Source organism: Bacillus sp. EU52 (assembly GCF_037964975.1).
GTDB classification, from domain to species: domain Bacteria; phylum Bacillota; class Bacilli; order Bacillales; family Bacillaceae; genus Bacillus; species Bacillus subtilis.
This window is the reverse complement of sequence record NZ_CP150177.1, coordinates 3,351,955-3,369,025: the sequence shown is the minus strand read 5'-3', so window position 1 is coordinate 3,369,025 and position 17,071 is coordinate 3,351,955. Positions and strand designations below refer to the sequence as shown.

The 17,071-nt window shown below is 46.8% G+C and carries 16 protein-coding genes; 14 read left to right on the top strand and 2 right to left on the bottom strand.

Features of this window, described 5'->3' with window-relative positions; genetic code table 11:
• Nucleotides 1–23: 23 nt before the first annotated feature.
• From NSU05_RS17320 to NSU05_RS17285, 8 genes are read left to right on the top strand one after another with little or no spacing between them, the layout of a single operon-like run.
• Nucleotides 24–1,058 (top strand): glycosyltransferase, encoded by a 1,035-nt coding sequence (locus NSU05_RS17320; RefSeq protein ID WP_038429672.1) that lies wholly within the window; start codon nucleotides 24–26, stop codon nucleotides 1,056–1,058.
• A gap of 4 nt (nucleotides 1,059–1,062) precedes the next feature.
• Nucleotides 1,063–2,139, top strand: a complete 1,077-nt coding sequence (locus tag NSU05_RS17315) for a polysaccharide pyruvyl transferase family protein (RefSeq protein WP_015714747.1) — start codon at nucleotides 1,063–1,065, stop codon at nucleotides 2,137–2,139.
• Nucleotides 2,136–3,170 carry a glycosyltransferase gene (locus NSU05_RS17310; RefSeq protein ID WP_038429671.1) on the top strand — a complete coding sequence of 345 codons (1,035 nt, stop codon included), beginning with the start codon at nucleotides 2,136–2,138 and terminating at the stop codon, nucleotides 3,168–3,170. Before NSU05_RS17315 ends, NSU05_RS17310 begins: the two co-directional genes overlap by 4 nt.
• Nucleotides 3,167–4,684: an MATE family efflux transporter gene (locus tag NSU05_RS17305; protein WP_029725955.1), complete on the top strand. Its 1,518-nt coding sequence runs from the start codon at nucleotides 3,167–3,169 to the stop codon at nucleotides 4,682–4,684. Before NSU05_RS17310 ends, NSU05_RS17305 begins: the two co-directional genes overlap by 4 nt.
• A complete protein-coding gene (locus NSU05_RS17300; protein ID WP_014480945.1) occupies nucleotides 4,681–5,289 on the top strand; it encodes a sugar transferase in 609 nt (202 codons plus the stop codon). Before NSU05_RS17305 ends, NSU05_RS17300 begins: the two co-directional genes overlap by 4 nt.
• A complete protein-coding gene (locus NSU05_RS17295; RefSeq protein WP_029725954.1) occupies nucleotides 5,286–5,936 on the top strand; it encodes an acetyltransferase in 651 nt (216 codons plus the stop codon). The genes NSU05_RS17300 and NSU05_RS17295 overlap by 4 nt, the downstream gene beginning before the upstream one ends.
• Before the next feature lie 4 nt (nucleotides 5,937–5,940).
• A complete protein-coding gene (locus NSU05_RS17290; RefSeq protein ID WP_029725953.1) occupies nucleotides 5,941–7,107 on the top strand; it encodes an aminotransferase class I/II-fold pyridoxal phosphate-dependent enzyme in 1,167 nt (388 codons plus the stop codon).
• Nucleotides 7,086–8,054: a polysaccharide pyruvyl transferase family protein gene (locus NSU05_RS17285; RefSeq protein ID WP_038429669.1), complete on the top strand. Its 969-nt coding sequence runs from the start codon at nucleotides 7,086–7,088 to the stop codon at nucleotides 8,052–8,054. Before NSU05_RS17290 ends, NSU05_RS17285 begins: the two co-directional genes overlap by 22 nt.
• A 9-nt stretch (nucleotides 8,055–8,063) precedes the next feature.
• On the opposite strand, the gene yvfG is transcribed toward NSU05_RS17285, so the two are convergent.
• Nucleotides 8,064–8,282: a protein YvfG gene (gene yvfG, locus NSU05_RS17280; RefSeq protein ID WP_003219905.1), complete on the bottom strand. Its 219-nt coding sequence runs from the start codon at nucleotides 8,280–8,282 to the stop codon at nucleotides 8,064–8,066.
• Nucleotides 8,283–8,360: 78 nt separating this feature from the next.
• Here yvfG and rpoN point away from each other — a divergent pair, with 78 nt between their 5' ends.
• The gene (gene rpoN, locus NSU05_RS17275) at nucleotides 8,361–9,671 is read left to right on the top strand and encodes an RNA polymerase factor sigma-54 (protein ID WP_038429667.1); all 1,311 of its coding nucleotides are present in this window, start codon (nucleotides 8,361–8,363) and stop codon (nucleotides 9,669–9,671) included.
• A 26-nt stretch (nucleotides 9,672–9,697) separates the two neighbouring features.
• On the opposite strand, the gene lutP is transcribed toward rpoN, so the two are convergent.
• Entirely contained in the window at nucleotides 9,698–11,389 is a 1,692-nt protein-coding gene (lutP, locus tag NSU05_RS17270) for an L-lactate permease LutP (protein WP_038429665.1), read from the bottom strand.
• A gap of 227 nt (nucleotides 11,390–11,616) precedes the next feature.
• Here lutP and lutR point away from each other — a divergent pair, with 227 nt between their 5' ends.
• The 5 genes from lutR to ganQ all read left to right on the top strand — a co-directional run bounded on the left by lutR (nucleotide 11,617) and on the right by ganQ (nucleotide 17,068).
• Entirely contained in the window at nucleotides 11,617–12,339 is a 723-nt protein-coding gene (lutR, locus tag NSU05_RS17265; RefSeq protein ID WP_038429663.1) for an L-lactate utilization/bacilysin biosynthesis transcriptional regulator LutR, read from the top strand.
• 179 nt (nucleotides 12,340–12,518) lie between these two features.
• Nucleotides 12,519–13,511 carry a galactan degradation operon transcriptional regulator GanR gene (gene ganR, locus NSU05_RS17260; protein WP_003244199.1) on the top strand — a complete coding sequence of 331 codons (993 nt, stop codon included), beginning with the start codon at nucleotides 12,519–12,521 and terminating at the stop codon, nucleotides 13,509–13,511.
• Between the two features lie 140 nt (nucleotides 13,512–13,651).
• A complete protein-coding gene (ganS, locus tag NSU05_RS17255) occupies nucleotides 13,652–14,917 on the top strand; it encodes an arabinogalactan oligomer ABC transporter substrate-binding protein GanS (RefSeq protein WP_038427925.1) in 1,266 nt (421 codons plus the stop codon).
• Nucleotides 14,918–14,956: 39 nt separating this feature from the next.
• Complete coding sequence (gene ganP, locus NSU05_RS17250) at nucleotides 14,957–16,213, top strand: arabinogalactan oligomer ABC transporter permease GanP (protein WP_015714738.1); 1,257 nt, start codon at nucleotides 14,957–14,959, stop codon at nucleotides 16,211–16,213.
• 3 nt (nucleotides 16,214–16,216) lie between these two features.
• A complete protein-coding gene (gene ganQ, locus NSU05_RS17245; RefSeq protein ID WP_015714737.1) occupies nucleotides 16,217–17,068 on the top strand; it encodes an arabinogalactan oligomer ABC transporter permease GanQ in 852 nt (283 codons plus the stop codon).
• Nucleotides 17,069–17,071 lie beyond the last annotated feature (3 nt).

The following is a 17,071-nucleotide window of genomic DNA, read 5'->3' as shown; positions in this document are numbered from 1 at the left end:
TTATGCACGAGGAGCCGGTCATTATGGAAACACCTGCGGTTAGTCTGTTAGTCGCTGTTTATAACACAGAAACATATATCAGAACGTGTCTCGAATCACTGCGGAACCAGACAGTGGACAATATTGAAATCATCATTGTCAATGACGGTTCAGCTGACGCCAGCCCGGATATCGCAGAAGAATACGCCAAAATGGACAACAGGTTCAAGGTGATTCATCAGGAAAACCAGGGTCTCGGTGCGGTTCGGAATAAAGGCATTGAAGCTGCACGCGGCGAATTTATCGCGTTTATCGATTCAGACGATTGGATTGAGCCTGATTATTGCGAGCAGATGCTCCGGACAGCAGGCGATGAAACTGATCTGGTCATTTGCAATTACGCCGCAGAGTTTGAGGACACTGGCAAAACCATGGACTCTGACATTGCCCAAACCTATCAGGATCAGCCGAAGGAGCACTATATCAAGGCGTTATTCGAAGGGAAGGTCAGAGGGTTTTCATGGAACAAACTGTATAGAAGAAGCATGATTGAAGCCCATCGGCTGTCGTTTCCGCTCCGAGGCGAGCTGGAGCATGTCGAGGATCAGTTTTTCAGCTTCAGGGCTCATTTTTTCGCCCGCTCAGTATCCTACGTAAAAACGCCGCTCTATCATTACCGAATTCACCTTTCCTCCATTGTGCAGCGCTATCAGAAAAAATTGTTTGAATCAGGACTTGCGCTGTATGAGGCGAATGCGGCGTTTTTACAGGAGAACAACAAACTGGAGGAGTATCGCAAGGAGCTTGATACCTTTATCGTTCTTCACAGCAGCATCTGCATGCTGAATGAATGGAAAACGAGCGGCAGCCGCCGACTGTTTGAAAAGCTTAGAAATGTTGGCGTGATATGCGCGGATCCGGTGTTTCAAGAAAGTCTTTCAAAAACGGGTACTGCTCCTTTTGACGCAAAACGGTCATGCCTGCTTCTGATGGCGAAATACAGAATGATTCCGTTCGTCGCTATGGCATCGGCTGTGTATCAGCGGGTGATCGAGTACAAAATGAGAAACAGAGGGTGAGGACATGTCGTTACAATCGTTGAAAATCAATTTTGCAGAATGGCTGCTGCTAAAGGTCAAATATCCGTCCCAATATTGGCTGGGAGCGGCAGATCAACCGGTAAAGGCCGCAGCACATCAGAAAAAAATCATACTGACCCTGCTGCCGTCCCATGACAATTTGGGAGATCACGCAATTGCTTATGCCAGCAAGGCATTTCTTGAGCAAGAATACCCGGACTTTGACATCGTCGAGGTCGATATGAAGGACATTTACAAATCAGCAAAAAACCTGATCCGCTCGCGCCATCCGGAGGATATGGTCTTTATCATCGGCGGCGGAAATATGGGGGATTTATACCGTTATGAGGAGTGGACGCGCCGCTTCATCATTAAAACATTCCATGACTATCGGGTTGTCCAGCTTCCGGCAACGGCTCATTTTTCTGACACGAAAAAAGGGCGCAAAGAGCTGAAACGGGCACAGAAAATTTATAATGCGCACCCCGGCCTGTTGCTGATGGCGCGGGATGAAACAACGTATCAATTTATGAAACAGCATTTTCAAGAAAAAACAATTTTGAAGCAGCCGGACATGGTGCTGTATTTAGATAGAAGCAAGACCCCCGCAGAACGCGAAGGGGTTTATATGTGTTTGCGCGAGGATCAGGAAAGCGTGCTTCAGGAGGACCAGAGGAACCGGGTCAAGGCTGCGCTATGTGAGGAATTCGGCGAGATCAAATCCTTTACGACAACGATCGGCCGCCGGGTCAGCCGCGATACACGCGAACAAGAACTTGAAGCACTGTGGTCTAAGCTGCAAAGCGCAGAAGCCGTCGTCACTGACAGGCTTCATGGCATGATTTTTTGCGCGCTGACAGGAACGCCGTGTGTTGTCATTCGCTCCTTTGACCATAAGGTGATGGAGGGCTATCAATGGCTTAAAGACATCCCGTTCATGAAGCTGATAGAACATCCGGAGCCAGAGCGCGTAACAGCCGCAGTCAATGAGCTTTTAACAAAAGAAACATCCCGTGCAGGCTTTCCGAGAGATGTGTATTTTAAAGGTCTGCGTGACAAAATCAGCGGTGAAGCGCAATGACCCCGCTCGTCAGCATTATTGTCCCGATGTATAATGTTGAACCATTTATAGGGGAGTGCATTGATTCTTTGCTTCGTCAAACGCTTTCTGATATTGAAATCATCCTCGTGAATGACGGAACACCGGATCGTTCAGGCAAAATTGCAGAGGATTATGCAAAACGGGATGCGAGAATCCGGGTCATTCATCAGGCAAACGGCGGGCTTAGTTCAGCGCGAAATACGGGAATAAAGGCCGCGCGGGGCACTTACATCGGCTTTGTAGACGGAGACGATTATGTATTTTCCGCCATGTTCCAGAGGCTGGCTGAAGAAGCGGAGGAAAATCGGCTCGACATCGTCGGATGCGGTTTTTACAAACAGTCATCGGACAGGCGGACATATGTGCCGCCGCAGCTTGAGGCAAACCGCGTGCTGACAAAACGAGAAATGACTGAACGGCTTAAACATGCTCACGAAACGAGATTTATCTGGTATGTATGGCGTTATCTTTACCGCCGTGAGCTTTTTGATAGGGCGAATCTGATGTTTGATGAAGACATCCGTTTTGCTGAAGACTCTCCCTTCAATTTGTCCGCTTTTTGCGAAGCGGAGCGGGTGAAAATGCTGGATGAAGGATTGTACATTTATCGTGAAAATCCGAACAGCCTGACAGAAATCCCTTATAAGCCGGCGATGGATGAACATCTTCAAAAACAATATCAAGCTAAAATCGCATTCTACAATCACTATGGCTTAGCAGGCGCATGCCAAGAAGATTTGAATGTGTACATTTGCAGGCACCAGCTTCCGATGCTTTTGGCAAATGCCTGTGCTTCTCCGAATTCGCCGAAAGACATCAAAAAGAAGATCAGACAGATTTTATCCTATGACATGGTGCGGCAGGCTGTCAGACATACACCGTTTCAGCATGAGAAATTATTAAGAGGAGAGCGCTTGGTATTAGCACTGTGTAAATGGCGGCTCACTTTTCTCATCAAGCTGTTTTTCGAGCATCGGGGGATAATGAAAGGCAGTGCGAAGCAAGCATGAAATTCACAATAAACTTCAGCGCTAATCTCACGGCTTTTCTCTTGTCCGTTTTCCTATCGGTTTGGATGACGCCTTTTATTGTCAAAACGCTCGGTGTGGAAGCGTTTGGCTTTGTTCACTTGACACAAAATGTGATTAATTACTTTTCGATTATTACCGTGGCGCTCAGCTCGGTTGTCGTTCGATTCTTTTCTGTTGCTGCCCACAGGGGAGAGCGGGAGAAAGCAAATGCGTATATCAGCAATTATTTAGCGGCCTCTGTTTTGATTTCATTGCTGCTCTTGCTGCCGCTTGCGGGTTCGGCTTTTTTTATTGACCGCGTCATGAATGTGCCGCAAGCGCTTTTGGCTGATGTGCGTTTGTCGATTTTAATCGGCAGTTTGCTGTTTATTTTAACGTTTCTGATGGCGGGCTTCGGCGCTGCACCATTTTATGCCAACCGCCTTTATATCACCAGTTCCATTCAGGCGGTGCAAATGCTTATACGGGTGCTGTCTGTGCTGCTCCTGTTTGCATGCTTTGCGCCGAAAATCTGGCAGATCCAGCTTGCAGCTTTAGCTGGTGCTGTTATTGCGTCTGTGCTGTCTTTCTATTTCTTCAAAAAGCTGATTCCGTGGTTTTCGTTTCGTATGAAGGATCTTTCATTCCGTACAAGCAAGGAGCTGTTTCAAGCGGGCGCATGGAGCTCCGTCAATCAAATCGGCGTCCTGCTTTTTTTGCAGATTGATCTGTTAACCGCCAATTTGATGCTGGGGGCGTCTGCATCCGGGAAATACGCGGCGATTATCCAGTTTCCGCTGCTTTTGCGCAGCTTGGCCGGAACGGTCGCATCCCTGTTTGCGCCCATCATGACTTCATATTATTCAAAAGGCGATATGGAAGGATTGATGAATTACGCCAATAAGGCAGTAAGGCTCAATGGTCTTTTGCTTGCACTTCCTGCTGCCTTATTGGGCGGATTGGCGGGACCTTTTCTGACAATCTGGCTCGGACCGTCCTTTTCAACGATAGCACCGCTTTTATTTATTCATGCCGGATACTTGGTTGTCAGCCTCGCCTTTATGCCGCTGTTTTATATATGGACCGCTTTTAATCAACAAAAAACACCGGCGATTGTTACCCTGCTGTTAGGTGCGGTGAATGTGGTGCTGGCGGTCACGCTGAGCGGGCCGGCTCATCTCGGTCTGTACGGCATAACATTGGCAGGGGCCATTTCTCTTATTTTAAAAAATGCCATCTTTACGCCGCTTTACGTATCCCGCATTACAGGCTACAAAAAGCACGTGTTCTTTAAAGGCATAATCGGGCCTCTTTCAGCCGCTGTATTTGCCTGGACGGTCTGTAAGGCAATTCAGTTCATTGTGAAGATTGACAGCTGGCCGTCATTGATAGCGACGGGAGTGACAGTCAGCTTTTTCTACGCTGTTTTCGCTTTTATGCTCGTTTGTACAAAAGAGGAAAGACAGCTGGTATTAAAACGGTTTCGAAAAACGAAAGGAGCTGTGAATCTTTGATCCTGAAACGACTTTTTGATCTGACGGCCGCCATTTTTTTGTTGTGCTGTACGAGTGTGATCATTCTGTTCACCATCGCCGTTGTCAGGCTGAAAATAGGATCACCTGTCTTCTTTAAGCAAGTAAGGCCAGGCCTGCACGGCAAACCGTTCACCCTATATAAGTTCCGGACAATGACGGATGAACGGGACAGTGAGGGAAATCTGCTGCCAGATGAAGTCCGGCTGACGAAAACGGGCAGGCTGATCAGAAAGCTGAGCATTGATGAGCTTCCGCAGCTCCTGAATGTCCTGAAGGGCGATCTTAGCCTTGTCGGGCCACGGCCGCTTTTGATGGACTATCTGCCTCTTTATACAGAAAAACAGGCACGGCGCCATGAGGTGAAGCCGGGTATCACAGGCTGGGCGCAAATCAATGGCAGAAACGCGATTTCCTGGGAAAAGAAATTTGAATTAGATGTATGGTACGTTGACAACCGGTCATTTTTTCTCGATTTGAAAATTTTATGTTTGACGGTGCGAAAGGTCCTTGTTTCAGAAGGGATTCAGCAAACCAATCATGTGACCGCAGAACGGTTTACCGGAAGCGGAGATGTGTCCTCATGAAAAACGTGGCCATTGTGGGTGACGGCGGACACGGAAAGGTGATCAGAGAGCTGATAAACGCCCGCTCAGATACGCGCTTAGCCGCGGTGCTGGATGATAAATTCAAAACGTTCGAAGGCGGAAAAGAATGGTACACAGGACCGCCGGAAGCCGTTACTGAACTGCGCAGGCTCATTCCTGATGTGCTGTTTCTGATTGCTGTTGGGAAGAACAGTGTCAGAAAACAGCTGGCGGAGCGACTGGGACTGAGGAAAGATGATTTTATTACATTGATTCACCCGTCAGCCATCGTCAGCAAGTCGGCTGTCATCGGGGAAGGGACAGTGATTATGGCGGGCGCGATCATTCAGGCGGATGCGCGCATCGGCGCTCATTGCATCATCAATACGGGTGCAGTGGCAGAGCACGACAATCAAATCAGCGATTACGTTCATCTGTCCCCGCGTGTCACGCTGTCAGGAGCGGTTTCCGTTCAGGAAGGCGCTCACGTCGGAACTGGTGCATCCGTCATACCGCAGATCACAATCGGGGCTTGGAGCATTGTCGGCGCCGGCTCCGCGGTGATCCATCCCATACCGGACAGGGTAACGGCGGCCGGTGCTCCGGCACGCATCATTTCTTCCATTCAAACATCAAACAAAGGATGATTCTATGCATAAAAAAATCTACTTATCTCCCCCTCATATGAGCGGCAGGGAGCAGCACTATATTTCAGAAGCCTTTCGCTCAAACTGGATCGCGCCGCTTGGGCCGCTCGTGAATTCATTTGAAGAACAGCTGGCAGAACGAGTCGGTGTAAAAGCAGCAGCTGCGGTCGGCTCAGGAACGGCGGCGATTCATCTCGCCCTGCGTTTGCTTGAGGTAAAAGAAGGTGACAGCGTGTTTTGCCAGTCCTTCACATTTGTAGCAACCGCCAATCCGATTTTATATGAAAAAGCGGTGCCCGTTTTTATTGATTCTGAGCCTGATACGTGGAATATGTCGCCGACAGCCCTTGAAAGAGCATTGGAGGAAGCGAAAAGAAATGGAACACTGCCAAAAGCGGTTATTGCCGTCAATCTATATGGGCAGAGCGCGAAAATGGATGAAATCGTAAGCCTGTGCGATGCATACGGAGTTCCTGTCATTGAGGACGCAGCCGAATCTCTCGGAACAGTCTATAAAGGGAAGCAAAGCGGAACATTCGGGCGCTTCGGCATTTTTTCATTTAACGGGAACAAAATCATTACCACATCAGGGGGAGGGATGCTCGTTTCAAATGATGAAGCCGCAATTGAAAAAGCAAGATTTCTCGCTTCGCAGGCACGAGAGCCGGCTGTTCATTATCAGCACAGTCAAATTGGACATAATTACAGGCTGAGCAATATCTTAGCCGGCGTCGGCATTGCCCAGCTTGAGGTGCTGGATGAGCGAGTGGAGAAAAGAAGGACCATTTTCACGAGATACAAAAATGCGCTCGGTCACTTAGACGGCGTCCGCTTTATGCCAGAGTACGCAGCAGGCGTATCCAATCGCTGGCTCACCACGCTCACACTTGATAACGGGCTCAGCCCATATGACATAGTTCAACGTCTTGCTGAAGAAAACATTGAAGCCCGTCCGCTGTGGAAGCCGCTCCATACCCAGCCGCTGTTCAATCCGGCTTTATTTTATTCTCATGAAGATACAGGAAGCGTATGCGAAGATTTGTTCAAGCGAGGAATCTGTCTCCCATCGGGGTCCAATATGACAGAAGATGAGCAAGGCCGGGTCATTGAAGTGCTACTGCACTTATTCCAAACTGCCGAGGTGAAGAAATGGACAGCAAGCATTCGATGATCAGCCTGAAACAGAAACTGTCCGGGCTGCTCGACGTCATTCCGAAACAATCAGAGATTATATATGCTGACTATCCTCTATATGGGAATGTAGGGGATTTATTTATTATGAAAGGAACAGAAGCCTTCTTTAAAGAACACGGGATTCGGGTCAGAAAACGCTGGAATCCTGACAATTTCCCAATCGGGCGAAAGCTTGATCCGAATCTCATCATCGTCTGCCAGGGAGGCGGAAACTTCGGGGATCTGTATCCGTACTATCAAGGCTTTAGAGAGAAAATCGTTCAAACCTATCCGAACCACAAAATTGTGATCCTGCCGCAATCGATTTATTTTCAAAACAAAGACAACCTCAAACGGACGGCAGAGATATTTTCTAAGCATGCGAACCTTCACATCATGACAAGGGAAAAAGCCTCCTATGCTACGGCACAGGCCTATTTTACAACAAATCACATTCAGCTTCTGCCTGATATGGCTCATCAGCTGTTTCCCGTCATTCCCACGCAGCAGCCGTCCAATCAAAAGCTGAGATTTATCCGAACAGATCATGAAGCAAACCAGGCGCTTCAGGAACACGCAGAAGCGGAAAGCTACGACTGGCGCACGGTGCTGTCAGCTTCAGACCGCCGGACGATTGCTTTTCTCCAAACGCTGAACGTCTTGAATAAAAAAGCAGGCAACCCTTTGCCCATTGCGTATATATGGGAAAAATACTCGGATTATATCGTCCAAAAAGCGATTCGGTTTTTCAGCCGTTACGAATCGGTGGAAACATCAAGGCTGCACGGCCACATCCTGTCTTCTCTTCTTCAAAAAGAAAACACGGTCATTGATAATTCCTACGGGAAAAACGCCAATTACTTTCATACCTGGATGGAAGGCGTGCCAAGCACCCGTCTCATCCAGCACACCTCAAAGAAGGAAAACCTTCCTGCTCACATGTGAGCGGAAGGTTTATTTTGATTCTCCACGTTTGACTTTGTTGTATGCTTCATCTAAATGCTGAATCCGTTTCAGGACAACTGCGTTTTTCGTCAGCTGGTCCTGCACTAGTGTTGAGACGACGGAACGGTAGTAGCTGTTCATCGCGTGGATTTTATCCTCAGACTGATTCATTTCAATATGCTGTTTTAAATTCTCAATAAAATAAGGGACGGAAAAAAGTTCAGACATTTCTTTGGCAGCTCCTTTTTCATAAATGTATACGGTGTGATCTCAATCATGTACAATGAAGAAAGGGGAGTGAGCAAGATGGATATGAAACTTCAGCAAGTACAAGTATTAAAGCCTCAACTGACACAGGAGCTCAGGCAGGCCATCACGCTGCTTGGCTATCATTCGGCAGAACTCGCCGAGTACATTGATGAGCTCTCACTGGAAAACCCTCTTATTGAACGAAAGGAAACAGACACACCGCCACTATCTTACCATAAAACAAACAAAAACAGGATGAATGCACAGGAAGCGGGCCTTCAATTAAGTAATCCGCAAAAAACATTGCAGGATGCGTTAAAACAGCAGTCACTCGATATGAATCTGACCAACACTGAAAAAAAGATTTTTAATTATCTGATTCATTCGCTTGATTCAAACGGGTACTTGGAAGAAGATGTGGAGGAGGCAGCACGGCGCCTATCTGTATCGGCTAAGGAAGCGGAGGCTGTTTTGGCAAAACTCCAGTCATTAGAACCGGCTGGAATCGGTGCGAGATCTTTGCAGGAATGCATCCTTCTTCAATTACAGCGGCTGCCGAACAGAAATGAACAAGCGGAAATGCTGATTTCAGCTCATTTTGATGCTTTTGCGCAAAAAAAATGGAAAGCGCTTTCAGTAGAGACGGGAATTCCGCTCCATACCATTCAAGATATCTCAGATGATATCGCGGCTCTTCATCCTAGACCTGGCCTTCTGTTTGCCCGGCCAGAGCAAGATGTGTATATTGAGCCTGACATTTTTATCACCGTAAAAAACGGGCACATTGCAGCGGAACTGAATACCCGCTCGTTTCCCGAGATCGATCTGCATCCGCAGTACAGAACGCTTTTATCATCCGGCTCCTGTCAGGATACTGTCTCCTATTTATCTGCGAAATATCAGGAGTGGCGCTGGCTGAGCCGCGCGCTGCGGCAGCGAAAACAGACAATCACGAGAATTATCAATGAACTGATCACACGCCAAAAGGATTTCTTTCTGAAAGGGCGAAGCGCAATGAAGCCGCTGACTCTCAGAGAGGTGGCGGACTGTCTAAGCCTTCATGAATCAACTGTGAGCCGGGCCATTAAAGGGAAAACAATACAAACGCCTTACGGGCTGTTTGAGATGAAACTCTTTTTCTCAGCAAAAGCCGAGGCTTCAGGAGAGGGAGATGCGTCGAATTATGCAGTCAAAATGCATCTTGAAGACCTGATCAATCAAGAGGACAAAACAAAACCGCTTTCAGATCAAAAGCTTGTCGATTTGCTGTATGAACAACACGGCATCCAAATCTCGAGACGCACCGTGGCAAAATATCGCGATCAAATGAATATTCCTTCATCGGCAGCGAGAAAGCGATATAAATAAAATCCTCCCTAGACGGGAGGATTTTTTTAAGGAATCATCCAGCTGAATACGTGATGCTGCAAAAAGGTGATGATACAAACGAGCAGCAGCAAAAACAGACTGTGTTTAATGGTAAAGCGGAAAAGATCTGATTCCTTTCCGGCGAGTCCTACCGCGGCGCACGCCACCGCTATCGACTGCGGCGAAATCATTTTTCCTGTGACACCGCCTGAAGAGTTGGCGGCGACAGACAGAACAGGGTCCATACCGACCGATAACGCGGTGACTTTCTGCAGGTTGCCGAACAGCAGGTTGGCGGAAGTATCCGAGCCGGTAATGAAGACGCCGAGCCAGCCGAGGACGGGCGAAAAGAAGGTAAACATCGAACCTGTCAGCGCGAGTGTCATCCCGAGTGTCGTGCTCATTCCCGAGGAGTTGGTGACATAGGCAAAACCAACGACAGAAGCAATGGTCAAAATCGGAAGCTTCAATTCTTGGACTGTTTCTTTAAAAACGGTTCCCCAGTCTTTCCATGAAATCGCCGTGATGAACTTTGACAGCACTGCGGCAATCAATATCGCGGTGCCGGCTGAACCAAGCACCTCCAGCTTGTAAACCGCTTCAATCGGCGTACCGTCAGCATTGACAATCTGATTGTTCAAAAAAGGCACACCGGGGGCAAAAGTCAGTTTTTCTCCAACTGCATTGAGCCACTTCAAGAACACCGCAGAGCCTTCATAATGCCCGGTCAGTGCAGATTTGACAGATGGAATGCCCCATACGGAAATCATCGCCGTCAGCAGCAGAAATGGCGACCAAGCCTTAAAAATCTGTCCGCTGCTGTACGCAGGCGCCGCCGGATTTGTGCGCGCCGTTTCAATTGAGGCGGCCGACTCTTGTTCACCGGCAAACCGGAATGTTGTTTTCGGCTTCCACCATTTCAAAAACACAGCAAGTGCAGCCATTGAAACAAGAGCTGACAAAACATCGGGCAGCTCAGGTCCTAAAAAATTGGAACTGAGATATTGAACAACGGCAAAGGAAACACCGGATACGAGAATCGCCGGCCAGACCTCCAAGGCTCTCCTGAAACCGCTCATGATGATGATTAAATAAAGAGGAATAAATACGGATAAAAACGGCAGCTGCCGCCCGACCATTTGCGAAATCTCCATCGCCGGAATCCCTGTCGGCCCTTCTACGGCTGTAATTGGAATCCCAATCGCCCCAAAGGCAACCGGCGCCGTATTGGCGATCAAACAGATCCCCGCAGCATAAAGAGGATTAAAGCCGAGACCGACCAGCAGCGCGGCAGAAATGGCGACCGGCGCTCCGAAGCCTGCTGCCCCTTCTAAAAAAGCCCCGAATGAAAAAGCGATCAAGAGAGCTTGAAGCCGTCGGTCATCAGTAATCGAGAGAACAGAGCTGCGAATGACATCAAACTGTCCCGTTTTCACAGTGATTTTATACAAAAAAACAGACGTCACAATGATCCAGCCGATCGGCAACAATCCGTATACGGCTCCTTGTGTCGCGGACATCAGCGCTTTTTCCGCCGGCATCCGATAAACCAATACAGCAATGACAAGGGCGATCCCCAATGTGGCCAAGCCTGCTGTATACCCCTTCATCCGTTTAATCGCGAGTGCCCAAAAAAAGAAAATAATCGGTACAAGTGCGGCAAGCGCTGATAATAGCAAATTTCCCCCTATAGGCGTATATGCCTGTGTCCATTGCATCCCAAACCCCTCCTTGAAACATAAACTGGCGCCATATGTAAGCGGTTTCTATAGATGATATGATCATCTGATGACTGGGTAATAAGACCAGTTACCTAGCATTATATTTTGAAAAAAATCAAAGTACAAGACTTTTTGACAAAATAGTCAAAATCTTTTGGCGGCCCAAAAAACAGAGTATAATAGATCGTAAACAGCCAGACCTACAAGTTACGGGGTGAATTGCATTGAAATACAAACAGATTAAAACAAAAAAAATATATGAAGAAGTAGCGGATGCACTATTAGATATGATCAAAAACGGCGAATTGAAGCCGGGGGATAAACTGGACTCTGTTCAGGCGCTTGCTGAGAGCTTTCAAGTCAGCCGTTCAGCGGTTCGCGAGGCACTTTCTGCGCTAAAAGCGATGGGGCTTGTCGAAATGAAACAGGGAGAAGGCACGTATCTGAAGGAATTTGAGCTCAATCAAATTTCTCAGCCGCTCTCAGCCGCCCTTCTGATGAAAAAAGAGGACGTCAAGCAGCTGCTCGAGGTCAGAAAACTGCTTGAAATCGGCGTGGCTTCACTAGCGGCTGAAAAAAGGACAGAAGCAGATCTCGAAAGAATTCAGGATGCACTAAAGGAAATGGGCAGCATTGAAGCGGACGGGGAGCTGGGAGAGAAAGCAGACTTTGCATTTCATCTTGCGCTTGCGGACGCTTCTCAAAATGAACTTCTTAAACACTTGATGAATCACGTGTCATCATTGCTGCTGGAAACAATGAGGGAAACGAGGAAAATCTGGCTGTTTTCCAAGAAGACCTCCGTTCAGCGGCTGTATGAGGAGCACGAACGGATTTACAATGCTGTGGCTGCCGGGAACGGTGCACAGGCGGAAGCCGCCATGCTGGCGCATTTGACGAATGTGGAAGATGTACTTTCGGGATATTTCGATGAAAATGTGCAATAACCAACTCATTTCCCGGGCAATTCCGCCGGTTCCGAATGATACGAACAACTGAGACTGAGCCGCAAATGGTTCAGTCTTTTTACATGGCAGCCAGAGGGCTTTGTGCACTTGACATTTGCGAAAAAGAAAGTAAAATATTTTACTAAAACAATGCGAGCTGAATAATGGAGGCAGATGCAATGGCGACAATTAAAGATATCGCGCAGGAAGCGGGATTTTCAATCTCGACCGTTTCCCGCGTTTTAAATAACGATGAAAGCCTTTCTGTTCCTGATGAAACACGGGAGAAAATCTATGAAGCGGCGGAAAAGCTCAATTACCGCAAAAAAACAGTAAGGCCGCTGGTGAAACATATTGCGTTTTTATATTGGCTGACAGATAAAGAAGAATTAGAAGATGTCTATTTTAAAACGATGAGATTAGAAGTAGAGAAACTGGCGAAAGCATTCAATGTCGATATGACCACTTATAAAATAGCGGATGGAATCGAGAGCATTCCTGAACATACGGAAGGGTTTATTGCCGTCGGCACATTTTCAGATGAAGAGCTGGCTTTCCTCAGAAATCTCACTGAAAACGGCGTGTTCATCGATTCAACTCCTGATCCCGATCATTTTGACTCGGTAAGGCCCGATTTGGCACAAATGACAAGGAAGACGGTAAACATCCTGACTGAGAAGGGGCATAAGAGCATCGGTTTTATCGGCGGCACTTACAAAAATCCGAATACCAATCAGGATGAAATGGACATCCGTGAACAAACCTTCAGATCCTATATGAGGGAAAAAGCCATGCTGGACGAGCGCTATATTTTCTGTCATCGCGGATTCTCTGTAGAAAACGGCTACCGCCTGATGTCAGCAGCGATCGACACATTAGGCGATCAGCTTCCGACTGCTTTTATGATTGCAGCGGACCCGATTGCAGTGGGCTGTCTGCAGGCCCTGAACGAAAAAGGGATTGCCATACCAAACAGGGTAAGCATTGTGAGTATCAACAACATCAGCTTCGCGAAGTATGTCTCGCCTCCTCTGACGACGTTTCATATTGATATACATGAATTATGTAAAAATGCTGTTCAATTACTGCTTGAACAAGTGCAGGACAAGAGAAGAACGGTAAAAACATTATATGTGGGCGCAGAATTAATCGTCAGGAAGAGTATGAATTAAGGATGACTTAGGACACTAAGTCATTTTTTATTTGGGTAAAAAAATTTACTCTATGAAGTAAATAGTTTGTTTACACATTTTCTCAGGCGTGCTATATTATCTTTAAAGCGCTTTCATTCCTACCGAAAGGGTGACAATCAATGAAAATGGCAAAAAAGTGTTCCGTATTCATGCTCTGCGCAGCTGTCAGTTTATCCTTGGCGGCTTGCGGCCCAAAGGAAAGCAGCAGCGCCAAATCGAGTTCAAAAGGGTCAGAGCTTGTTGTATGGGAGGATAAAGAAAAGAGCAACGGCATTAAAGACGCTGTGGCTGCATTTGAAAAAGAGCATGATGTGAAGGTCAAAGTCGTTGAAAAACCGTATGCCAAGCAGATTGAAGATTTGCGAATGGATGGACCGGCCGGCACAGGCCCTGACGTGTTAACAATGCCAGGGGACCAAATCGGAACCGCTGTCACGGAAGGATTACTCAAGGAATTACATGTCAAAAAAGACGTTCAATCACTTTATACTGACGCTTCCATTCAGTCTCAAATGGTAGATCAAAAGCTTTATGGACTGCCAAAAGCGGTCGAAACGACTGTGCTTTTTTACAACAAAGATCTCATCACAGAAAAGGAATTGCCCAAAACGCTGGAAGAGTGGTACGACTATTCCAAAAAGACTGCTGACGGCAGCAAATTTGGCTTTTTAGCCCTATTCGATCAAATTTATTATGCAGAAAGTGTGATGAGCGGATATGGCGGATACATTTTTGGAAAGGCCAAAGATGGGAGCTATAATCCGTCAGACATTGGAATCAATAATGAAGGAGCTGTCAAAGGTGCGGCGCTGATTCAGAAGTTTTACAAAGATGGCCTGTTCCCAGCTGGCATTATTGGAGAACAAGGGATTAACGTATTGGAATCGCTGTTCACAGAAGGAAAAGCCGCCGCAATTATTTCTGGTCCATGGAATGTAGAAGCTTTTTCGAAAGCAGGAATCAATTATGGCATTACGAAACTGCCGAAGCTGGAAAATGGGAAAAACATGAGCTCCTTTATCGGCGTCAAAAGCTACAACGTTAGTGCATTTACAAAGAATGAAGAACTGGCGCAAGAATTAGCCGTTTTCCTGGCAAATGAAAAAAATTCTAAAACACGATATGAAGAAACGAAAGAAGTTCCTGCTGTGAAATCCCTAGCCAATGACCCGGCTATTATGAAAAGCGAGGCGGCACGGGCTGTTACTGAACAATCCCGTTTCTCAGAGCCAACACCAAATATTCCGGAAATGAATGAAATATGGACGCCGGCTGATTCAGCATTACAGACGGTTGCAACAGGGAAGGCGGATCCGAAACAAGCATTGGATCAAGCTGCTGAAACCGCCAAAGGACAAATTAAGGCAAAGCACAGCGGAAAATAAAGAGGAAGCTAGATTTGTATTGTAAGAGAGGTGAAAACGGTGCAGCATCGTCAAGTCGCTTTGTTGCTTTCTATCATCCCGGGGCTCGGGCAATTTTATAACAAGCAATGGATAAAAGGTATTGTCTTTCTTTTCTTAGGCGCATCGTTTTTTGCGGTCTTTGGAGATCTGCTCAATATGGGGTTTTGGGGAATCTTTACACTGGGAACAGAAGTGCCGCGGGATAATTCCGTTTTTCTGCTGGCGGAAGGAATTATCGCTGTCATCGTGACCTGCTTTGGCCTTGCGGTGTATTATGTGAATCTTCGCGATGCGTTCCAAAGCGGAAAACAGCGTGATGAAAATAAGCCATTAAGTTCCTTAAAGGAACAATACCAACATATCATTTCTGAGGGCTATCCTTATGTCGTCAGCGGCCCCTCTTTGTTTATTTTAATTTTCGCCGTGATCTTTCCTATCTTATTCAGCTTTGCATTAGCGTTTACAAACTATGATTTGTATCATTCTCCTCCTGCAAAATTAATTGATTGGGTCGGTTTTCAAACGTTCGCAAATATTTTCACAGTTGATATTTGGAGGTCGACTTTTTTTGATGTACTGGCTTGGACGGTGGTTTGGACACTTGCTGCATCCACACTGCAAGTCAGCTTGGGGATTTTTCTCGCGATCATTGTTAACCAGAAAGACCTTCGGTTTAAACGTTTTTTTCGGACGATTCTGATTTTGCCATGGGCCGTTCCCGGTTTTGTGACGATTTTAATTTTTGCGGGACTGTTTAATGATAGCTTCGGTGCGATGAATCACGACATCTTGGCTTTCTTCGGGATAGATCCGCTTCCGTGGATGACAGATGCCAATTGGTCGAGGCTTGCGTTGATTCTCATGCAGGGCTGGCTCGGATTTCCGTACATCTTTCTCGTCTCAACAGGCGTATTGCAATCCATCCCGGACGATCTGTATGAAGCAGCTACGATTGATGGCGCTTCTGTCTTTTCAAAGCTGAGATACATCACGCTTCCGATGGTGTTCATTGCAATGGCTCCGATTATCATTACCCAGTTTACGTTTAACTTTAATAACTTTAATATTATCTATCTATTCAATGGCGGAGGTCCGGCTGTAACCGGATCAACAGCCGGCGGGACAGATATCCTCGTTTCATGGATTTATAAATTGACAATGCAGTCCAGCCAATATTCTCTTGCTGCGGCTTTAACCATTTTATTATCTGTATTTGTTATCTCCATCGCATTGTGGCAATTCAGACAGACAAAGTCTTTTAAAGAGGGGGCATAAGGTATGCTGGCAGATATGAAAGTCAGAAAATATATCCGTCTCCTTTTCTCTTACTTGTTGCTAGCCTTTATGGCGGTCATCATTGTGTATCCTCTCCTTTGGACGGCAGGCGCAAGCTTTAACCCTGGCAACAGCTTAATCAGTACATCCATCATTCCGAAGCATCCGACATTCGACCATTACAAGGAATTATTTGCGGGCAAAGAAAGCCTTCAATATGTGCAGTGGTATGTCAACTCAATGAAGATCAGCCTGTTTACAATGGCAGGGTCTTTGCTCTGTGTGACATTTACAGCCTATGCGTTTTCGCGCTTTCGCTTCAAAGGCAGGAAATACGCTTTAACGCTCTTTTTATTGCTGCAGATGATTCCTCAGTTTTCAGCTTTAATTGCCTTGTTTGTGCTGGCGCAAATCTTGGGAATGATCAATAGCCATTGGCTGCTAATCTTGCTTTATATCGGCGGCCTGATCCCGATGAATACGTATTTGATGAAAGGGTACATGGATTCCATTCCGATGGATTTAGACGAAAGCGCCAAGATTGACGGAGCCAGCAGCACCAGAATTTTCTTCCAGATCATTCTGCCATTATCAAAACCGATGGCGGCAGTCGTGGCCATGAACGGCTTTACCGGTCCGCTCGGAGATTTTGTGCTGTCCTCAACCATATTGAGAACGCCTGAATCATATACATTGCCCGTCGGTCTATTCAATTTAGTGAATGATGTCATGGGGGCCAGCTATACGACATTTGCGGCCGGAGCCCTGCTTATCAGCATACCGGTGGCCATCATCTTTATCATGCTGCAAAAGAATTTTGTGTCCGGACTAACCGCAGGCGGAACGAAGGGCTAAGAG